Below are 18,855 nucleotides of genomic sequence, written 5' to 3'. Positions count from 1 at the left end.
TGCTCAGAATAGCCAAAGTACAGATAGCAAAAAGCCGGGTCGCCCCGGCTCTTGCCCAGCGCAACAGTTTACTTGCGCTTCATCGACAGGAAGAACTCGTCGTTGGTCTTGGTCTGCTTGAGCTTGTCGACCAGGAACTCGATGGCGGCGACTTCATCCATCGGGTGCAGCAGCTTGCGCAGGATCCACATGCGCTGCAGCTCGTCGTCGGCGGTCAGCAGCTCTTCGCGACGGGTACCCGAACGGTTGATGTTGATGGCCGGGAAGACGCGCTTCTCGGCGATCTTGCGGTCCAGGGGCAGCTCCATGTTGCCGGTGCCCTTGAACTCTTCGTAGATCACTTCGTCCATCTTCGAGCCGGTTTCAACCAGCGCGGTGGCGATGATGGTCAGCGAACCGCCTTCTTCGATGTTACGCGCGGCACCGAAGAAACGCTTCGGCTTCTCCAGGGCGTGGGCATCGACACCACCGGTGAGGACCTTGCCGGAGCTCGGGATCACGGTGTTGTAGGCACGGGCCAGACGGGTGATGGAGTCGAGCAGGATGACCACGTCTTTCTTGTGTTCAACCAGGCGCTTGGCCTTCTCGATGACCATTTCGGCAACCTGCACGTGGCGGGTTGGCGGCTCGTCGAAGGTCGAGGCAACCACTTCGCCGCGCACGGTGCGCTGCATTTCGGTCACTTCTTCCGGGCGCTCGTCGATCAGCAGGACGATCAGGTGGCACTCGGGGTTGTTACGGGTGATGTTCGCCGCGATGTTCTGCAGCATGATGGTCTTGCCCGCTTTTGGCGGAGCGACGATCAGGCCGCGCTGGCCTTTGCCGATCGGGGCGCAGAGATCGATAACCCGGCCGGTGAGGTCTTCGGTGGAGCCGTTGCCGGCTTCCATCTTCAGGCGCTCGTTAGGGAACAGCGGCGTCAGGTTTTCGAACAGGATCTTGTTCTTCGCGTTTTCCGGCCGGTCGAAGTTGATGGTGTCGACTTTCAGCAGGGCGAAGTAACGCTCGCCTTCTTTTGGCGGGCGGATCTTGCCGACGATGGTGTCGCCGGTACGCAAGTTGAAGCGACGGATCTGGCTTGGCGACACGTAGATGTCGTCCGGGCCGGCCAGGTACGAGGCATCGGCCGAGCGCAGGAAGCCGAAGCCGTCCTGGAGAATCTCCAGCACGCCGTCACCGGAGATTTCCTCGCCGCTTTTCGCATGCTTTTTCAACAGGGAGAAAATCACATCTTGCTTGCGCGAACGGGCCATATTTTCTATGCCCATCTGTTCGGCCATTTCGAGCAGATCGGTAATCGGCTTTTGCTTGAGTTCAGTCAGGTTCATAAGGGGAGTGACGTAATCATGTAAGAAGGGGGAATTAAGCTTCTGGCTTAATGAAGCCGCGCCGCAAAGAAGGCGACAGGATCGCGTACTGATTCGAATTAGGGATGCGTCGGCGACGGCGTGCAGAGGGCACCGAAGAAACAGTGCGAGGCCGAATGTAACACCTGCTTTTTCTGGCGTCTAGTCACCAGATAAAGAAAAGCCCCGACGAATGCGGGGCTTTTTTGACTCAGATATTGGCGTCCAGGAAGGCTGCCAGCTGAGATTTCGACAGTGCACCGACCTTGGTGGCCTCGACGTTGCCATTCTTGAACAGCATCAGCGTCGGGATGCCACGTACGCCATGCTTGGCCGGGGTTTCCTGATTGTCGTCGATGTTCAGCTTGGCGACGATCAGTTTGCCCTGGTAGGTAGCGGCGATGTCGTCCAGAACCGGCGCGATCATTTTGCAAGGGCCGCACCATTCAGCCCAGTAGTCGACCAGCACCGGGCCTTCAGCCTTCAGGACTTCGGCTTCGAAGGTGGCGTCGGTGACGTGTTTGATAAGATCGCTGCTCATGGAAGTCTCCAAGGTCGTAAGCAAAAAAACGTGGCCCATCATAGCCGCACCGGCTCACTACAGGAAGCCGGGAACGATTGAGTGTAACTATAGTTGTGCATGACCGCGCATATCGCTGCTGTCACGGGAAAGTCATATTTCCCGCACAACCTGCCCCATATCAAGCCTTGATACGCTGCGCGTTGGCGCCAGCGCCGGATCGTGGCAGGATTGCCGGGTTATCGACCGAGAACCCATGACCATGCCGCAAACCACAGCCAAGAATCTGTCCTTGATCGCTGCCATAGACCTGGGCTCCAACAGTTTTCACATGGTGGTCGCCAAGGCCCACCATAGCGAGATCCGCATCCTAGAGCGGCTCGGCGAAAAGGTTCAGCTGGCCGCCGGCATCAACGAAGAGCGCCTGCTCAGTGAAGAGTCCATGCAACGCGGCCTGGACTGCCTCAAGCGCTTTGCCCAGCTGATCAACGGCCTGCCCGATGGCGCCGTGCGCATCGTCGGCACCAACGCCCTGCGCGAGGCGCGCAACCGCGGCGAATTCATCCGCCGCGCCGAGGCCATTCTCGGCCATCCGGTGGAGGTCATCTCTGGCCGTGAAGAAGCCCGCCTGATCTACCTCGGTGTCTCGCACACCCTGGCTGACACCCCGGGCAAGCGCCTGGTCGCCGACATTGGCGGCGGCAGTACCGAATTCATCATTGGCCAACGTTTCGAGCCGCTGCTGCGCGAAAGCCTGCAAATGGGTTGCGTCAGCTACACCCAGCGCTATTTCCGCGATGGCAAGATCACCCCGGCGCGCTACGCCCAGGCCTACACTGCCGCGCGCCTTGAACTGATGAGCATCGAGAACGCCCTGCACCGCCTGACCTGGGACGAAGCCATCGGCTCCTCGGGGACCATTCGTGCCATCGGCCTGGCGCTCAAGTCCGGTGGCATGGGCAGCGGCGAGGTCAATGCCGAAGGCCTGGCCTGGCTCAAGCGTAAGCTGTTCAAGCTGGGGGAAACCGACAAGATCGACTTCGACGGGGTCAAACCCGACCGCCGGGCGATCTTCCCGGCGGGCCTGGCGATTCTCGAAGCGATTTTCGACGCCCTTGAGCTGCAGCGCATGGACCACTGCGACGGCGCCCTGCGCGAAGGCGTGCTCTACGACCTGCTCGGCCGCCACCACCACGAAGACGTGCGTGAACGCACCCTGACCTCGCTGATGGAGCGCTACCACGTTGACCAGGGGCAAGCGGCACGGGTCGAGCGCAAGGCCCTGCATGCCTTCGACCAGGTGGCCAAGGCCTGGGACCTGGAAGATGGCATCTGGCGCGAACTGCTGGGCTGGGCGGCCAAGGTGCATGAAGTGGGCCTGGACATCGCTCACTATCATTACCACAAGCACGGCGCCTACCTGATCGAGCACTCCGACCTTGCCGGCTTCTCCCGTGAAGACCAACTGATGCTGGCGCTGCTGGTGCGCGGCCATCGACGCAACATTCCCAAGGACAAGTTCGCCGAGTTTGGCGACGATGCCGTCAAGCTGATCCGCCTGTGCGTCTTGCTGCGCTTTGCGATCCTGTTCCACCACATCCGCGGCACCCAGCAGATGCCCACGGTGACCCTGCACGCCAAGGGCGACAGTCTGGACGTCGAGTTCCCTGCCGGCTGGCTGGACGAAAACCAGCTGACCCAGGCCGACTTCGGCCTGGAGGCAGAATGGCTGGCCCGGGTCGGCTTCGTCCTCAGCGTACGATAAGCACCGGGTTGCTCAGGCGCTCGAGCAGAGTGGCCTGGGCACTGCGCGGGTTCTGGTTGCCGGTTGGCGTGCTGCGTACGTAGCGGCCATCCGGCTGCAGGATCCAGGCGTGGGTGTTGTCGGTCAGATACCCTTCCAGTTCCTTTTTCACCCGCAGGATCAGTTTCTTGCCCTCGACCGGGAAGCAGGTCTCGACGCGCTTGTCGAGGTTGCGCTCCATCCAGTCGGCGCTGGAGAGGAACATCTGCTCTTCGCCGCCATTGAGGAAGTAGAACACCCGCGTGTGCTCGAGGAAGCGGCCGATGATCGAACGCACCTGAATGTTGTGCGACACCCCGGCAATGCCCGGGCGCAGGCAGCACATGCCGCGCACCACCAGGTCGATACGCACCCCTGACTGGCTGGCCTTGTACAGCGCGCGGATGATCTTCGGATCGGTCAGCGAGTTGAACTTGGCGATGATGTGCGCAGGTTTGCCGTCGAGGGCGAACTGGGTTTCGCGCGCGATCATGTCGAGCATGCCCTTTTTCAGGGTGAACGGCGCGTGCAGCAGCTTCTTCATGCGCAAGGTCTTGCCCATGCCGATCAGCTGGCTGAACAGCTTGCCGACGTCCTCACACAGGGCGTCGTCAGAGGTCAGCAGGCTGTAGTCGGTGTACAGGCGGGCATTACCGGCGTGGTAGTTACCGGTCCCCAGGTGCGCATAGCGGACGATCTCGCCGGCTTCGCGGCGCAGGATCAGCATCATCTTGGCGTGGGTCTTGAAGCCGACCACGCCGTAGATCACCACCGCACCGGCGGCCTGCAGGCGGCTGGCCATCTGCAGGTTGGACTCTTCGTCGAAACGCGCACGCAACTCGATCACCGCAGTGACCTCCTTGCCGTTACGCGCGGCGTCGACCAGCGCGTCGACGATCTCCGAGTTGGCCCCGCTGCGGTACAGGGTCTGGCGCACAGCCAGAACGTGCGGGTCCTTGGCGGCCTGGCGCAGCAGGTCGACCACCGGGGTGAACGACTCGAAGGGGTGCATCAGCAGAATGTCCTGCTTGCTGACCACGCTGAAAATGTTCTCGCTGTTCTGCAACAGCTTGGGGATCGCCGGGGTGAACGGCGTGTATTGCAGCTCCGGATGGCTGTCCAGGCTGGTGATGCTGAACAGCCGGGTCAGGTTGACCGGGCCGTTGACCTGGTACAGCTCGCTCTCGCTCAGGCTGAACTGCTTGAGCAGGTAGTCGGAGAGGTGCTTGGGGCAGGTGTCGGCCACTTCCAGGCGCACTGCATCACCATACCGGCGCGAGAACAGCTCGCCGCGCAAGGCCCGGGCCAGGTCTTCGACATCTTCGGAGTCCAGCGCCAGGTCGGCGTTACGGGTCAGGCGGAACTGGTAGCAGCCCTTGACCTTCATGCCCTGGAACAGGTCATCGGCATGGGCGTGGATCATCGACGACAGGAACACATAGTTGTCGCCAGGCCCACCGACCTCTTCCGGCACCTTGATCACCCGCGGCAGCAAGCGCGGCGCCGGGATGATCGCCAGGCCCGAATCGCGGCCGAAGGCATCGACACCCTCAAGCTCGACGATGAAGTTCAGGCTCTTGTTCACCAGCAACGGGAACGGGTGGGTCGGGTCAAGGCCGATCGGGGTGATGATCGGGGCAATCTCGTCACGGAAGAACCGCCGCACCCAGGTCTTGAGCTTGGTGTTCCAGTGACGCCGGCGGATGAAACGGATCTGGTGTTTTTCCAGCTCCGGCAGCAGCACGTCGTTGAGGATCGCGTACTGGCGATCGACTTCGCCGTGCACCAGCTCGCTGATCCGCGCCAGCGCCTGGTGCGGCTGCAAGCCGTCGGCGCCGGCCTGTTCACGGGCGAAGGTGATCTGCTTCTTCAGGCCCGCCACACGAATTTCGAAGAACTCATCCAGGTTGCTGGAGAAGATCAGCAGGAACTTCAGCCGCTCCAGCAGCGGATAGGACTCATCCAGTGCCTGTTCCAGCACGCGGATGTTGAACTGCAGCTGGGACAATTCGCGGTGAATGTACAGGCTGCTGTCGTCCAGACCGGGAATGACGATCGCAGGCGCAACAACCGGCGCCGGTGCCGGGGCCTCGACCACCGGCTCCGCAACCGCAGCCGGCTGCGGCGGGGTCTCGATCATCTGCTCGGGCACAGGCTGGGCGTCTTTCACTGCAACGTCGGTAAGTGCTTCGTTATTCATCTAGCGTTCCTGAAGGGCGTTACTGCCCTCTCATCAATTGAGCAGCGCGAACAGCGAAATAGGTGAGGATGCCATCGGCGCCCGCCCGTTTGAAAGCGGTGAGGGACTCAAGGATAACCCCTTCACTGAGCCAGCCGTTCTGAATCGCCGCCATGTGCATGGCGTACTCGCCACTGACCTGGTAAACAAAGGTCGGCACTTTGAACTGGTCTTTGACCCGGTGCAGGATATCCAGGTACGGCATACCCGGTTTGACCATGACCATATCGGCACCTTCCGACAGATCGGCGGCCACTTCGTGCAGGGCTTCGTTACTGTTGGCCGGGTCCATCTGGTACGAGGCCTTGTTGGCCTTGCCCAGGTTCAGCGCCGAGCCGACGGCATCGCGGAACGGGCCGTAGTAGGCACTGGCGTATTTGGCCGAGTAGGCCATGATCCGCACGTTGACGTGACCGGCCAGCTCCAGGGCTTCACGGATGGCCTGGATGCGACCGTCCATCATGTCCGACGGCGCAACCACCTGGGCACCGGCGTCGGCATGGGACAGCGCTTGGCGCACCAGGGCATCGACGGTGATGTCGTTCTGTACGTAGCCTTCTTCGTCGAGAATGCCGTCCTGGCCATGGGTGGTGAACGGGTCCAGGGCAACGTCGGTGATCACCCCCAGTTCCGGGAACCGCTCACGCAGGGCACGGGTGGCACGCTGAGCGATACCGTCGGGGTTCCAGGCTTCGGCGCCATCCAGGGACTTCTTCTCCACCGGGGTCACCGGGAACAGGGCCAGGGCCGGAATCCCGAGGTTTACCCACTCTTGCGCAGCTTCGAGCAACAGGTCGATGGACAAACGCTCGACGCCCGGCATCGAGGCGACCTCTTCGCGGCGGTTTACGCCATCGAGGACAAATACCGGGAGGATCAGGTCATCGACAGTCAGAACATTTTCGCGAACCAGACGACGGGTAAAGTCGTCACGACGGTTGCGACGCAGACGGGTGGCAGGAAACAAACGGTTAGCGGGGGTAAAGCTCACGGCAGACTCCTGAGCCCGCGCAGGCGGGCGAGCGCGACAGTTATAAGCGGCCATTATGACGCCTGTATGACAGCCAAGGGCAACCCTGCGACTTGAGGACGCAGCCATTGTCCTTGTAGGAAATGTTCACGTCGAGACACATTTGGACACTTTCCCCAAAGGCCACGAAGGGTTAGGCTGCGCGTTCATTTCGCCAGCACCCAGAAAATGCTCCAACAATTCCTGCAGGATTTCGGCTACTTTGCCCTTTTTCTCGGTACGTTTTTCGAAGGTGAGACCATCCTGGTTCTCGCAGGCTTCCTTGCGTTCCGCGGATATATGGATATCAACCTGGTGGTCGTGGTGGCCTTCTTCGGCAGCTACGCCGGCGACCAACTGTGGTACTTCATGGGGCGCCGCCACGGGCGCAAGCTGCTGGCGCGCAAACCGCGCTGGCAGATGATGGGCGACCGTGCGCTGGAGCACATTCGTCGCCACCCGGACATCTGGGTCCTGAGTTTCCGCTTCGTTTACGGCCTGCGCACGGTCATGCCGGTGGCCATTGGCCTGTCCGGCTATCCGCCACGCCGTTACCTGCTGCTCAACGGCATTGGCGCGGCCATCTGGGCCCTGGCCCTGGGCGCCGCCGCCTATCACTTCGGCGCCATTCTTGAAGGCCTGCTGGGCAACGTGAAGAAGTACGAGCTATGGGTGCTCGGCGGCCTGCTGATGCTCGGCGGCTGCCTGTGGCTGCGTCGGCGCTTCAAGGCCGCGCGCGTTGCGCGCAAGGAAGCGGCTGCCATAGAGGCCGAACAGGCTGAGCAAACCATAGCCAAGCAGCAAGATCCAACCCAGGGCAGTGACCGGCCATAAGCCAGTAAACCCGGCCAGCACCATGGACGGGATATTCACCGCCAGGCGCAGCAACTCCAGCCTCAAGGCCCAGGGCCGGTTCTCCAGCGCCGCACCCAGCACGAACAAGCCCCAAGCCATCAAGCCCCAGCCCAACAGCAAGGCCGCGACCGGCAGCTGTTCGGCGCGCTCCATCAAGTAACTGCCCAATCCCACATACACCGCGAACTGCAACGCGACGTAGAGCTGCTGCGGCCAGGCCAGGGGGACCTCGAACTTCTCGAAACGGCTCAGGTCCTGCTTGGCCTGCGGGTACCGCCGGGCCACGTCATCAGGGCGCCAGCCGGTGGGCATGAACCAGATGCGCAGCTTGTCCCACCAGCGTTCGGCCCGTCGCGCATCACTCCACAACTGGGCATAGAACTGCAGATTGGCCCACAGCGGGTTCCAGCTGGCCAGCGGCGTGGTCACGCCAAAAATCACCGGCTCGTTATCGTCCTCTTCCTGGAAGGTGCCGAATAGACGATCCCAGACAATGAACACCCCGCCGTAGTTGCGATCCAAGTACAGCGGGTTCTGCGCATGGTGGACGCGATGATTGGACGGAGTAATGAACAGCCATTCGAACCAGCCCAGCTTCGGAATGTGCCGGGTGTGCACCCAGAACTGGTACAAAAGGTTCAACGCCGCGACAGTGATGAACACCAGCGGTGGCACGCCCAGCACAGCCATCGGCAAGTAGAAGATCCACGACAGCAGGAAGCCGCTGCTGGTCTGGCGCAGGGCTGTGGACAGGTTGTAATCCTCGCTCTGGTGATGCACTGAGTGGGCGGCCCAGAGGATGTTGCGCTCGTGGCCCATACGGTGCAGCCAGTAATAGCAGAAGTCATAGAAAACAAACGCCAGCACCCATACCCACAGCGCCTCGCCCGGCAACTTGAACAACGCCAGGTGCTCCCAGGCCAGGGCATAGGTAACCAGGCCCACCCCCTTGGTCAGCAGGCCGGTGGTGGTCGACAACACGCCGGCGCTGAGGCTGTTGATCGCATCGGCCAGACGATAGGTACGCATGCCCCGCAAGTAATCCGCGAGCAGTTCGACCACAATCAGAACGAAGAAAAACGGTACCGCCAACAGGATCAGGTCCATGGATCATCCATCTCCAGGCTATCCAGCAAGATTAGGCCGGGAATGGCGCAAACCCTATGGCGACATCTGCCAAACTAGAGGACATTTAGCGCCTCGAATCGGGAGTAGTGAGCATGACCCAGAAAAAAATTGCTGTGATTCTTTCCGGCTGTGGCGTGTACGACGGCGCCGAAATCCACGAAAGCGTGATCACCCTGCTGCGCCTGGATCAGCGCGGCGCAAAAGTGCAGTGTTTTGCGCCCAACATTGCCCAGATGCATGTGATCAATCACTTGACCGGCGAAGTAATGCCCGAGACTCGCAACGTGCTGGTGGAATCGGCGCGGATCGCCCGCGGCGAGGTCAAGGACCTGCGCGAGGCCGACGCCAAGGACTTCGACGCGCTGATCGTGCCGGGCGGCTTCGGCGCGGCGAAAAATCTCTCGAACTTTGCCGTTGAAGGCGCGGGCTGCAGCCTGCACCCGGACGTACTGGCCCTGGCCGAAGCCTTCGCCGAAGCCGGCAAGCCGGTCGGCCTGATCTGCATCTCACCCGCCCTGGCGGCAAAGATCTACGGGCCCGGCGTGGTCTGCACCATCGGCTCCGATGCCGGTACCAGCGCAGCCATCGTCAAGATGGGCGGCACCCACGAGGAATGCGATGTTCATGACATCGTCGAAGACACCCAGCGCAAGCTGGTCAGCACCCCGGCCTACATGTTGGCAAAAAGCATCAGCGAAGCCGCTGGCGGCATCTACAAGCTGATCGACCGGGTGCTGGAACTGACCCACGAGAATGATTGAACACTGGAGTGAGGCACAGATCCACTGTGGGGGCCGACCAAGCCAGTGACTATGGCACCTGGCGCGCCAGGCGGGTCAGGATCCGGTCCAGGGCGTTGGCAAACGCCTGCTTCTCGCGGTCGCCATAAGGCGCCTGGCCACCACCGACCTGCCCCTGCTCGCGCAGGTCGGTGAACAGGTTGCGCACCGCCAGGCGTTCACCCATGTTGCGCTCGTCAAATTCCTTGCCGCGCGGGTCGAGGCAGGCAACGCCCTTCTTGACCAGGCGATCGGCCAGTGGCACGTCGCTGCAGATCACCAGCTCGCCCGGTACCGCGTGCTCGACCAGGTAGTCGTCGGCGGCATCCGGCCCACTGGGCACGACGATCAGCCTGACGCAGGCAAAGGCCGGTTTGATCTGGCTCTGGCCAGCCACCAGCACCACTTCCAGCTGACGCTTGAGGGCAAACTTGACCAGTTGATCCTTGGCCGCCTTGGGGCAGGCGTCGGCATCGATCCACACACGCATGGCACAGATTTCCAACAAAAACGGGCAAACAGTATCCCTGCTCGCCCGTTTTGCTTCAAATCAGCCCGCCGGTTGGCGACGCTGCTCGGCCAGGCGGCTGCGCCCGTAAAGGATGGCAATGGCCAGCAAGGCCACTACTTGCGCGGCCAGTGAATAGGCGTCGGCGTGAATACCCAGCCAATCGAAGTCGAAGAACGCCACCGGCCGCGTACCGAACACCCCGGCCTCCTGCAGCGCCTTGACCCCGTGCCCGGCAAACACCACCGACAAGGCGCACAGCAGCGCCGCGTTGATGCTGAAGAACAGGGCCAGCGGCAGCTTGGCCGAGCCGCGCAGGATCACCCAGGCCAGCCCCACCAGCAGCACCAGCGCCGTGGCGCCACCAGCCAGCACCGCGTTGTGGCCAGCAGGGCCGGCCTGCAGCCAAAGGGTTTCATAGAACAGGATCACTTCGAACAGCTCGCGGTACACCGAGAAAAACGCCAGCACGGCAAAACCGAAGCGCCCGCCGCCACCGACCAGGCTGCTCTTGATGTAGTCCTGCCAGGCCGCCGCATGACGGCGATCGTGCATCCACACGCCGAGCCAGAGCACCATGACGCTGGCAAACAGCGCCGTGCAACCTTCAAGCAATTCGCGCTGGGCGCCGCTGACGTCGATGACATACGCCGCCATCGCCCAGGTGGCGAGCCCGGCGAGCAGCGCCAGGCCCCAGCCGACATTGACACTGCGCACCGCCGACTGCTGGCCGGTATTGCGCAGGAAGGCCAGAATCGCCGCCAACACCAGGATTGCCTCCAGACCCTCGCGCAGCAGGATCAACAAACCGGAGATGTAGCTCAGCGACCAGCTCAGGCCATCGCCGCCGAGCAGTTCGGCGGCATCCTTGAGCTTGGCCTTGGCCGCACTCAGGCGCTGCTGCACGTGCTCAAGCGGCAAGCCGTCCTGCAATGACTGACGGTACGCCATCAACGACTTTTCGGTGTCTTTGCGGACATTGGCATCGACGTTGTCCAGCGAGCTTTCGACCAGCTCGAAGCCTTCCAGGTAGGCCGCTACCGACAGGTCATAGGCTTGCTCATGATCGCCTGCCTGGTAAGCCGCCAGGCTCTTGTCCAGAGTGCTGGCGGTGTAGTCCAGCAGTTGCCCCGGGCCACGCTGGACCTGCGGCGGCTGCGCTCGCTGGGCGCGGAACTGGGCAAGCGCTTCAGGCCCTTCACCAGCTTCAACTTCGGCGGGCGTCCGGCGAGCCAGGTCGGCCAGGTTGTAGGTCTTGTCGCCCTTGGCCTTGGCCGGCTCGGCGGTGAGGCTGGCGACATAGGTCGCCAGGTCCCAGCGCTGGCGCTCATCGAGCTGGTCGGCAAACGACGGCATGTCAGTGCCTTCGATACCCAGGCCAAGGGTGTTGTACAGGTCGAACAAGCTCAAGCGGTCGAGCCGTTCGGCGCTGCGCAGGTTCGCCGGCGGCGGGGTCAGGCCCAGGCCTGCCGGGCCATCACCGGCACCGCTATCGCCATGGCACACCGAACAATGCTGGGCGTACAGCGGCGCGCCGCGGCTCGGGTCCGGGGTAATGATCGGCGCCTGGCTGACTTCATAGGCCACCGCCAGTTGTGCGCCGAGCAGACGGGCCTGACGGGCGACGCCAGGGCCGTCCTGACGCTGGCTGATCGCCTGGCGCAAGTTGACCACGCCCTGCTCCAGGGCCTGGCGCTCCTGGCGGGCTGGCAAGGCGATGATCAGGCCCTGCAGCACATCGATGAACTCGAGCTGCTCGCGGTATTCCCCCTCGTCGATGACCTTGCCCGCCTCGACGGTAGCCGGGTAGTCGGCACCGATGTAATCGAGCAAGTGCAGGGCCTTGGCGGCGCCATCGACGCTGCCGGCCAGCAGTGTGGCACTGCTCAGCGCCAGCACCGGCCAGAGCAGCCAGGCAAGTAAGCGGGAACGGGGAATCATGAGCGACTCTCAAATGAAAATACGAGGTAAAGCATTGTTCACTTCCACTGAGGTTCGCTCAAGGTTTGCCGGCGTAATCGTTGAAAAATTTTGTGACAAATATCCTGGGCATCCCGCCGATTAAAGCTAAACCGTTCGTCGGCCGATACGTGAATGCTGGCACAACGACAAAATCCAAAAGCAAAACGCCATTAATTAGCCAGCAAATGCGTTTATAATGCCGCGCCGTTATATAGCGGTTAAGAATTTAGGCTCCTGTTTTAATAGGATTTGGCGATATATGCCAAAGGGATACTCGCCGTCTCGCCCCCAGGCCTCTCATCAATTCAGGGAAGAAGAATTCAGATGGCATCCCGTGTCCTCACCGTCGCGACCCTGGTCGCGGCCGTCCAACTGGCTGGTTGCTCGGCCTTTCGCAGTTACGACAGCGAGCTTCAGGAAACCAACCAGCACCTGAGCAGCGGCAACGTCGATGCTGCCCTGCAACTGCTGGAAAAAAACAACAAGGGTGAGGACAAAGACCTTCTCTACTACTTCGAGAAAGGCGAACTGCTGCGCTCCAAGGGCGACCTGGCCGGCAGCCAGCTGGCCTGGCGCAGTGCCGATGACGTGGTGTTCAAATGGGAAGAGTCGGTCAAACTCGACACCGACAAGTACCTGAGCCAGTTCGGCAGCTACCTGGTCAACGACAAGGTGCGTCGCTACGAAGGCTATGACTACGAAAAAGTCATGCTGACCACGCAGATGGCCCTCAACCTGCTGGCCCAGAACGACTTCGACGGCGCCCGTACCGAGATCAAGAAGACCCACGAGCGCGAAGCGGTCATCGCCGAGCTGCGCGACAAGGAATACCTCAAGCGCGAGGAAGAAGCCGAGAAAGAAGGGGTCAAGACCGAGTACAAGGACCTTCAGGGCTACCCCGTGGCCGCCCTCGACGCCCCGGAAGTGGTCGGTTTGAAGAACAGCTACCAGAGTGCGTTCAGCCACTACCTGTCCGGTTATGTGTATGAAGCCCTGGGCGAAAAAGGTCTGGCTGCACCGGGTTACCGCAAGGCCGCCGAGCTGCGCCCGAACACCCCGCTGCTGGAGCAGGCCCTGCTCGAGCTGGACAAGCCAGCGGCGAAAACCACCGACAGCGACGTGCTGATCGTGATCCAGAGTGGCCTGGCCCCGGCCCGCGACTCCGTGCGCATCCCGCTGCCGTTGCCTATCAGCGGCAACCTGGTGATCACTCCGCTGTCGTTCCCGGTAATCAAGGAAGACACTTCCACCGCGCACTTCAGCGAGATCTACCTGAACGACCGCGAGCTGAAGCTGACCGCCCTCAACAGCACCACCGCCATGTCCCGCCGCGCCCTGCGTGACGACATGCCGGGGATCATCCTGCGTACCAGCGTACGGGCCATCTCCCGTGGCGTGGCGCAGAAGCAGCTGAACGACGTCAACCCGCTGGCGGGCCTCGCCGTGGGTATTGCTTCGACTGTCACCGAAGGCGCCGACACCCGCACCTGGCGCACCCTGCCCGATGAAACCCAGGTTGCCCGTGTGCGCCTGCGCCAGGGCGAGCACCAGCTGAGCCTGCCATCGAGCCTGGGCGGCAGTCAGGTCAGCGTGAAAATCGACCGGCCGTTCCAGGTCGTCACCCTGCGCGTGGTCGGCAACCAGGTCTTCGCCGGCGGCCCTGCCCTGCATGTGGAGCCCAAAGCCACTGCCCAGGCCGTCGCCAGCCTCAAACAACCTTAAGGAAGCGTCATGCGAATCAAACTGCTCGCCGTTCTCGTCACTGCCCTGCTGGCCGGTTGCGCAACCCCGCCACCACCAGCGCCTGGCAGCGCCGCCAGCAAGGTGGTGAAGATGGGCAACCTGAAGAACATCGAAACCGGCCCGATGCGCGTTGCGCGCGAGAACGGTTTCCTGACCGTCAAGGTGTCGTTGAACAACACCAGCGCCAGCAACAAGACCCTGTTCTACCGTTTCGCCTGGCTGGGTAACGACGGTTTCCCGGTTGCCGATGAAGAGAGCTGGAAGACCGTGACCCTGTACGGCAAACAGTCCAGCGTGTTGCCGGCGATCGCGCCCGTGCCGCAGGCCACCGATTTCCGCCTTGAAGTTCAGTCTCAGTAATCATTTTTGCAGGAGCACCTTTCCATGATTGCACGCATCTCCCTCGCCGCCCTCGCCATTGCACTGGTCAGCGGCTGCAGCACCCCGTCGCCAGTCCTGGGCGGCAAGAACATCGGCTATGGCGACAGCAAGGCCGTGGAGCTGGTCACCAACGAGTTCGGTTCGACCGACCTGCAGATGATCGCCGAATCCATGACCCGCTCGCTGGCCCAGTCCGGCATCCTTCAGGGCCGCCCGGTGGTGCAGGTCTATGACGTGAAGAACAAGACCAGCGAGTACATCGATACCCGCGAGATCACCACCTCGATCAAGACCCAGCTGATGAAGTCCGGCACCGCCCGCTTCGCTAGCGACAACACCCAGATGCAGAGCCAGGTCGACCAGCTCAAGCTGCAGAACCAGAGCGGCCTGTACAAGAAGAACACCGTGGCCAAGACCGGCAACATGATCGCCGCCAAGTACCGCCTGGAAGGCTCGATCAGCTCGATCGTCAAGCGCAGCAGCGACTACAAGGACGTGTTCTACAAGTTCAGCCTGCAGCTGATCGATGTTGAAAGCGGCCTGGCCGAGTGGATGGACGAGAAAGAAATCCGCAAGACCACGGAGCGCTAAGCAATGCGTGCATGGATGAGCATCCTGGGCCTGGCTTGCGCGTTCAGCGTGCAAGCGGCCCCCAAGGTCGCGGTGACCGACCTCGCCTACCAGGAGCGTGTGGAGCAGTACATCCACACGGTCTCGGCGCAAAGCAGTGGCCAGGCGAGCATGTACCACGCCAGTGGCTCGTCGAGCTACAGCGAGTACGAGAGCCGCGACAGCTACATCGAGCAGACTGAACTGCGCAAGTTCACTGGCGACATCAAGGGCGAGATTCTCAAGTCCGGGATGTTCCAGCTGGTTCAGGGCACGCCCTACACCGCCGATGCCAAAGGCGACGTGTATGACGTGATCCGGCGCATCAAGAACGGCAACTTCAAGGGCGCCGACTATGTGCTGTTCGGCACTTTGTCGGATATCGACTTCCAGCGCGACATTACCTCGCTGGACAACACCAATAGCTATTCGGCCATCCTTGGCCTGAGCCTGGTGGCCGATTTCAGCCTGATCAACACCAAGACCTACGAGATCACCTCGGCGTTCACCGCCATGGGCGAAGGCCAGGACACCAAGCTGGTCAACAGCCAGGATGTGCGCGTGACCCTGAACCGCCCACGGGTGGTGCGTGAGGTGTCGAAGGAACTGGGGATGGACGTTGCCCGGCAGATGGCCGAGCAACTGGGTGGTAGCGTACCGGGGCACGAACGTGCGCCAGCGCGCAACAACCTGCCGCCTGATGAGCCGGCGCAGATCCTGCGTTGAGACACAAAAAAGGCGACCTTCGGGTCGCCTTTTTTGTCTGCGATAGGTTCCTACACCGGTGCCCGGCGAATACTCGCCAGCAACGTAGCCGCGCCCAGGAACAACCCAGCAAAGGTCCGGTTCATCCGCCGCTGTTGCTTGGGCGTACGCAACAAGCGCAACACCTTGGCAGCGAGCCCGGTATACCCGGCCATGACCATCAGGTCGACCGTGACCATGGTCAGCGTAATGATCAGGTACTGCGGCAGCAGCGCGGCATGCGGGTTGATGAACTGCGGCAGCACCGCGAGCATGAAGATCAGCGCCTTGGGGTTGCTGACGTTGACCAGAAAGCCACGGAACACCAGGCTCAGCGGCTTGCCGATCGGTCGTACGGCGGAATCGTCGGTGATGTCAGCCGGCAGCGCACGCCACTGCTTAACCGCCAGGTAGACCAGGTAAGCCACACCAAACCACTTGATGACCTGGAAGGCAGTGGCCGAAGCCGCGAGGATGGCACCCACGCCGGCGGCAATGATCGCAATCTGCAGCACCAGGCCCAGCTGCAGGCCTAGCGCGTTCCAGTAGCCGCGCCAGAAACCGTACTGCAGGCCACAGGACATCGAGGCAATGGCCCCGGCACCCGGCGACAGACTGATCACCCAGCAAGCGGCAAAAAATGCCAACCACGTTTCCAATGACATCGCGCACCTCGGCACTGACTTGTTACAAACCTCTAAGCTAGTGCCCTGGCGAAAAAATCACCACGATTTTTTTCTGCGACCGATCAATTGCCCGGGGTTTTGCTCTCACTCACCAGCGGCAGCACTTCGGCGCCACGCCAGCGTCGTACCGACTTCTGGAAGAACTGGCTGTTGGGCACCTGCACCAGCGCGCCACCCGTTTCCGGCAGCTCGATCAGGGTGGTGAACAACAGGTTGATCGCCACCACACGGCCCTTCACGCCCGGCTTGTCGATGGTTTCGACCAACTCGACCACATCACCGATGCGAAACGGTCCGACGGTAAAGATCAGTACCGCGCAGAGCAGGTTCGACAGCACGCTCCACATGGCAAAGAAGGCCACCGCCGCCACGGCGACGAAACCGGACAAGGCGGTCCACAGCACTGTGGCAGAAACGCCCAGGCGCTCGAGCACGAAGATCAGCGCGCTGCCCATGATCAGCCAGCGCAAGCCACCACGCAGCGGCATCAGCAACTCGGGCGGCAACGGGTAGCGCTCGCCCAGGCGCTTGAGGCAGCGTGCAACCACGCGCTGCAGGATGAAGGCCGCCGAGAGGATCAGCAGGATCTGCAAACCCAGCCAGAACGGTGCGATCCATTCCACCGGCAATGGCCATTGCAAGGATTCCATCAGGACATCGCCTCCAGCTCCGCCTGCATGCTCTCGAGCGTCTCCAGGGCGACCATCCAGGCTTCTTCCAGCTCCCCTTCACGGACCTTGAGCTTGGCCTGCTGGGCCAGCAAGTCACGCAATTCGTCCTTGCGCGCCGCCTCATAAAGGGCACTGTCACCCAGGCTGGCATCGACCTTGGCCAGTTGCTCATGCACGCTGCCCAACTCGCGTTCAAGCTTGTCGGCTTCGCGCTTGTGCGGTGCCAACTGCTGGCGCAGGGCTGCCGCCGCCTGGCGCTGGGCCTTCTTGTCGGTCTTGTCGGCATTGACCGGGGCGCTGCTGACCGGTGCGTTGCGCTGACGGTACTCGACCAGCCAGCGGGTGTAATCATCCAGATCGCCGTCGAAGGTTTCGACTTTGCCGTCGGCTACCAGGAGGAAATCATCGGTGGTGCTCTTGAGCAGGTGCCGGTCGTGGGAGACCACCAGCACCGCACCGCTGAACTCCTGCAGGGCCATGGTCAGCGCCAGGCGCATTTCCAGGTCCAGGTGGTTGGTCGGTTCGTCGAGCAGCAACAGGTTCGGCCGCTCCCAGGCAATCAGGGCCAGGGCCAGACGGGCTTTTTCGCCACCGGAGAAATTCACCACCGGCTCGTCGATGCGCCCGCCACGGAAGTCGAAACCACCGAGGAAGTCACGCAGGGTCTGCTCGCGCTCGGTCGGTGCCAGGCGTTGCAGGTGCAGCAACGGGCTGGCCTTGTTGTCCAGCGAGTCGAGCTGGTGCTGGGCGAAGTAGCCCACCGACAGGTTCTCGCCGCGCACCAGGCGCCCGCTCAGCGGCTCCAGTTCACCGGCGAGGTTCTTGATCAGGGTCGACTTGCCGGCACCGTTGGGGCCAAGCAGGCCGATCCGTGCACCGGGGGTGAGCTGCAGCTTGACCTTCTCGAGGATGGTCTTGTCGCCATAGCCCAAACGGCCGTCGGACAGATCGAGCAGCGGGCTGGAGATTTTCTCCGACTCGCGGAAGACGAAGTCGAACGGTGAATCGACATGGGCCGCCGACAGCTCTTCCATGCGCTCCAGGGCCTTGATCCGGCTCTGCGCCTGACGGGCCTTGGTGGCCTGGGCCTTGAACCGGGCGATGTATTTTTCCATGTGCGCGCGCTGGGCCTGCTGCTTCTCGTAGGCCTGTTGCTGCTGCGCCAGGCGCTCGGCGCGAGTGCGCTCGAAGGCGGTGTAGCCGCCGCGGTAGAGGGTCAGCTTGCACTGCTCGACGTGGGCGACATGATCGACCACCGCGTCGAGAAAGTCACGGTCGTGGGAAATCAGCAGCAGCGTGCCCGGGTAGCCCTTGAGCCAGTCTTCCAGCCAGAGAATGGCGTCCAGATCCAGGTGGTTGGTCGGCTCGTCGAGCAACAGCAGGTCGGACGGGCACATCAGTGCCTGGGCCAGGTTAAGGCGCATCCGCCAGCCACCGGAGAAGTCGCCTACCCGGCGGTCCATCTGCTCGTTGGTAAAGCCCAGGCCCGCCAGCAACTTGCGCGCCCGAGCGTCGGCGGTATAACCGTCGGCGCTGTCGAGTTCGATGTGCAGGCGTGCCAGTGCGGTGCCGTCGTGGGCGGCTTCGGCAGCGGCCAGGTCGGCCTGGACCTTGCGCAAGCGGGCATCACCGTCGAGCACATAATCAACCGCCAGGCGCTCGAGGGTGTCGACCTCCTGGCGCATGTGCGCAATGCGCCAGTCCGCCGGCAGCTGACAGTCGCCGGAGTCGGGCGTCAACTCGCCACGCAGCAAGGCGAACAGGCTGGATTTACCGGCACCGTTGGCACCGATGAGGCCGGCTTTCTGACCGGCGTGCAGGGTCATCTCGGCGCCTTCTAGCAGGCGCTGCGGACCACGCTGTAAAGTGAGGTTCGATAGTCTGATCATAAT

The 18,855-nt window shown here is 62.2% G+C and carries 16 protein-coding genes and 1 pseudogene; 7 read left to right on the top strand and 10 right to left on the bottom strand.

The window, feature by feature from the left end; genetic code table 11:
• Nucleotides 1-68 precede the first annotated feature (68 nt).
• Both rho and trxA read right to left on the bottom strand, forming a co-directional pair.
• Nucleotides 69-1,328 (bottom strand): transcription termination factor Rho, encoded by a 1,260-nt coding sequence (gene rho, locus UW3_RS0104835; RefSeq protein ID WP_010221159.1) that lies wholly within the window; start codon nucleotides 1,326-1,328, stop codon nucleotides 69-71.
• A 229-nt stretch (nucleotides 1,329-1,557) separates the two neighbouring features.
• Nucleotides 1,558-1,887 carry a thioredoxin TrxA gene (gene trxA / locus UW3_RS0104830; protein ID WP_010221158.1) on the bottom strand — a complete coding sequence of 110 codons (330 nt, stop codon included), beginning with the start codon at nucleotides 1,885-1,887 and terminating at the stop codon, nucleotides 1,558-1,560.
• A gap of 241 nt (nucleotides 1,888-2,128) precedes the next feature.
• On the opposite strand from trxA, the gene ppx reads away from it, so the two are divergent.
• The gene (gene ppx / locus UW3_RS0104825; protein ID WP_010221157.1) at nucleotides 2,129-3,631 is read left to right on the top strand and encodes an exopolyphosphatase; all 1,503 of its coding nucleotides are present in this window, start codon (nucleotides 2,129-2,131) and stop codon (nucleotides 3,629-3,631) included.
• On the opposite strand, the gene ppk1 is transcribed toward ppx, so the two are convergent.
• Together ppk1 and hemB are read right to left on the bottom strand one after the other, a co-directional pair.
• Nucleotides 3,618-5,849, bottom strand: coding sequence for a polyphosphate kinase 1 (gene ppk1, locus UW3_RS0104820; RefSeq protein WP_010221156.1), 2,232 nt, complete (start codon nucleotides 5,847-5,849; stop codon nucleotides 3,618-3,620). The genes ppx and ppk1 overlap by 14 nt on opposite strands.
• A 19-nt stretch (nucleotides 5,850-5,868) precedes the next feature.
• Entirely contained in the window at nucleotides 5,869-6,879 is a 1,011-nt protein-coding gene (gene hemB / locus UW3_RS0104815; protein ID WP_010221155.1) for a porphobilinogen synthase, read from the bottom strand.
• Nucleotides 6,880-7,086: 207 nt separating this feature from the next.
• On the opposite strand from hemB, the gene UW3_RS28075 reads away from it, so the two are divergent.
• Entirely contained in the window at nucleotides 7,087-7,731 is a 645-nt protein-coding gene (locus UW3_RS28075; protein WP_010221154.1) for a DedA family protein, read from the top strand.
• A 501-nt stretch (nucleotides 7,732-8,232) separates the two neighbouring features.
• Here the strand turns inward: UW3_RS28075 and UW3_RS30055 are convergent.
• A pseudogene (locus tag UW3_RS30055) lies at nucleotides 8,233-8,781 on the bottom strand (sterol desaturase family protein); the annotation flags it as partial.
• A 191-nt stretch (nucleotides 8,782-8,972) separates the two neighbouring features.
• On the opposite strand from UW3_RS30055, the gene elbB reads away from it, so the two are divergent.
• A complete protein-coding gene (gene elbB / locus UW3_RS0104800; RefSeq protein WP_010221152.1) occupies nucleotides 8,973-9,641 on the top strand; it encodes an isoprenoid biosynthesis glyoxalase ElbB in 669 nt (222 codons plus the stop codon).
• Nucleotides 9,642-9,690: 49 nt separating this feature from the next.
• On the opposite strand, the gene UW3_RS0104795 is transcribed toward elbB, so the two are convergent.
• Both UW3_RS0104795 and UW3_RS0104790 read right to left on the bottom strand, forming a co-directional pair.
• Nucleotides 9,691-10,149 (bottom strand): YaiI/YqxD family protein, encoded by a 459-nt coding sequence (locus tag UW3_RS0104795; protein WP_010221151.1) that lies wholly within the window; start codon nucleotides 10,147-10,149, stop codon nucleotides 9,691-9,693.
• A 60-nt stretch (nucleotides 10,150-10,209) separates the two neighbouring features.
• Nucleotides 10,210-12,108 (bottom strand): cytochrome c/FTR1 family iron permease, encoded by a 1,899-nt coding sequence (locus tag UW3_RS0104790; RefSeq protein ID WP_010221150.1) that lies wholly within the window; start codon nucleotides 12,106-12,108, stop codon nucleotides 10,210-10,212.
• 345 nt (nucleotides 12,109-12,453) lie between these two features.
• Between UW3_RS0104790 and UW3_RS0104785 the strand changes: the two genes are divergently transcribed.
• From UW3_RS0104785 to UW3_RS0104770, 4 genes are read left to right on the top strand one after another with little or no spacing between them, the layout of a single operon-like run.
• Nucleotides 12,454-13,851 (top strand): COG3014 family protein, encoded by a 1,398-nt coding sequence (locus UW3_RS0104785; protein WP_010221149.1) that lies wholly within the window; start codon nucleotides 12,454-12,456, stop codon nucleotides 13,849-13,851.
• Nucleotides 13,852-13,860: 9 nt separating this feature from the next.
• Nucleotides 13,861-14,232, top strand: coding sequence for a YcfL family putative periplasmic lipoprotein (locus tag UW3_RS0104780; RefSeq protein ID WP_010221148.1), 372 nt, complete (start codon nucleotides 13,861-13,863; stop codon nucleotides 14,230-14,232).
• Nucleotides 14,233-14,256: 24 nt separating this feature from the next.
• Nucleotides 14,257-14,844, top strand: a complete 588-nt coding sequence (lpoB, locus tag UW3_RS0104775; RefSeq protein ID WP_010221147.1) for a penicillin-binding protein activator LpoB — start codon at nucleotides 14,257-14,259, stop codon at nucleotides 14,842-14,844.
• Nucleotides 14,845-14,847: 3 nt separating this feature from the next.
• Nucleotides 14,848-15,588 (top strand): hypothetical protein, encoded by a 741-nt coding sequence (locus UW3_RS0104770; RefSeq protein WP_010221146.1) that lies wholly within the window; start codon nucleotides 14,848-14,850, stop codon nucleotides 15,586-15,588.
• A 50-nt stretch (nucleotides 15,589-15,638) separates the two neighbouring features.
• Here UW3_RS0104770 and UW3_RS0104765 read toward each other — a convergent pair whose 3' ends face one another.
• The 3 genes from UW3_RS0104765 to UW3_RS0104755 form a co-directional block, all read right to left on the bottom strand.
• Nucleotides 15,639-16,271, bottom strand: coding sequence for a LysE family transporter (locus UW3_RS0104765; protein ID WP_010221145.1), 633 nt, complete (start codon nucleotides 16,269-16,271; stop codon nucleotides 15,639-15,641).
• Nucleotides 16,272-16,354: 83 nt separating this feature from the next.
• Nucleotides 16,355-16,942: a mechanosensitive ion channel family protein gene (locus UW3_RS0104760; RefSeq protein WP_010221144.1), complete on the bottom strand. Its 588-nt coding sequence runs from the start codon at nucleotides 16,940-16,942 to the stop codon at nucleotides 16,355-16,357.
• Complete coding sequence (locus UW3_RS0104755; protein WP_010221143.1) at nucleotides 16,942-18,852, bottom strand: ATP-binding cassette domain-containing protein; 1,911 nt, start codon at nucleotides 18,850-18,852, stop codon at nucleotides 16,942-16,944. Before UW3_RS0104755 ends, UW3_RS0104760 begins: the two co-directional genes overlap by 1 nt.
• Between the last annotated feature and the right edge of the window lie 3 nt (nucleotides 18,853-18,855).

This window comes from Pseudomonas donghuensis (genome assembly GCF_000259195.1).
Classification (GTDB): Bacteria; Pseudomonadota; Gammaproteobacteria; order Pseudomonadales; family Pseudomonadaceae; genus Aquipseudomonas; species Aquipseudomonas donghuensis.
This window is presented reverse-complemented; position numbering and strand designations above follow the sequence as displayed.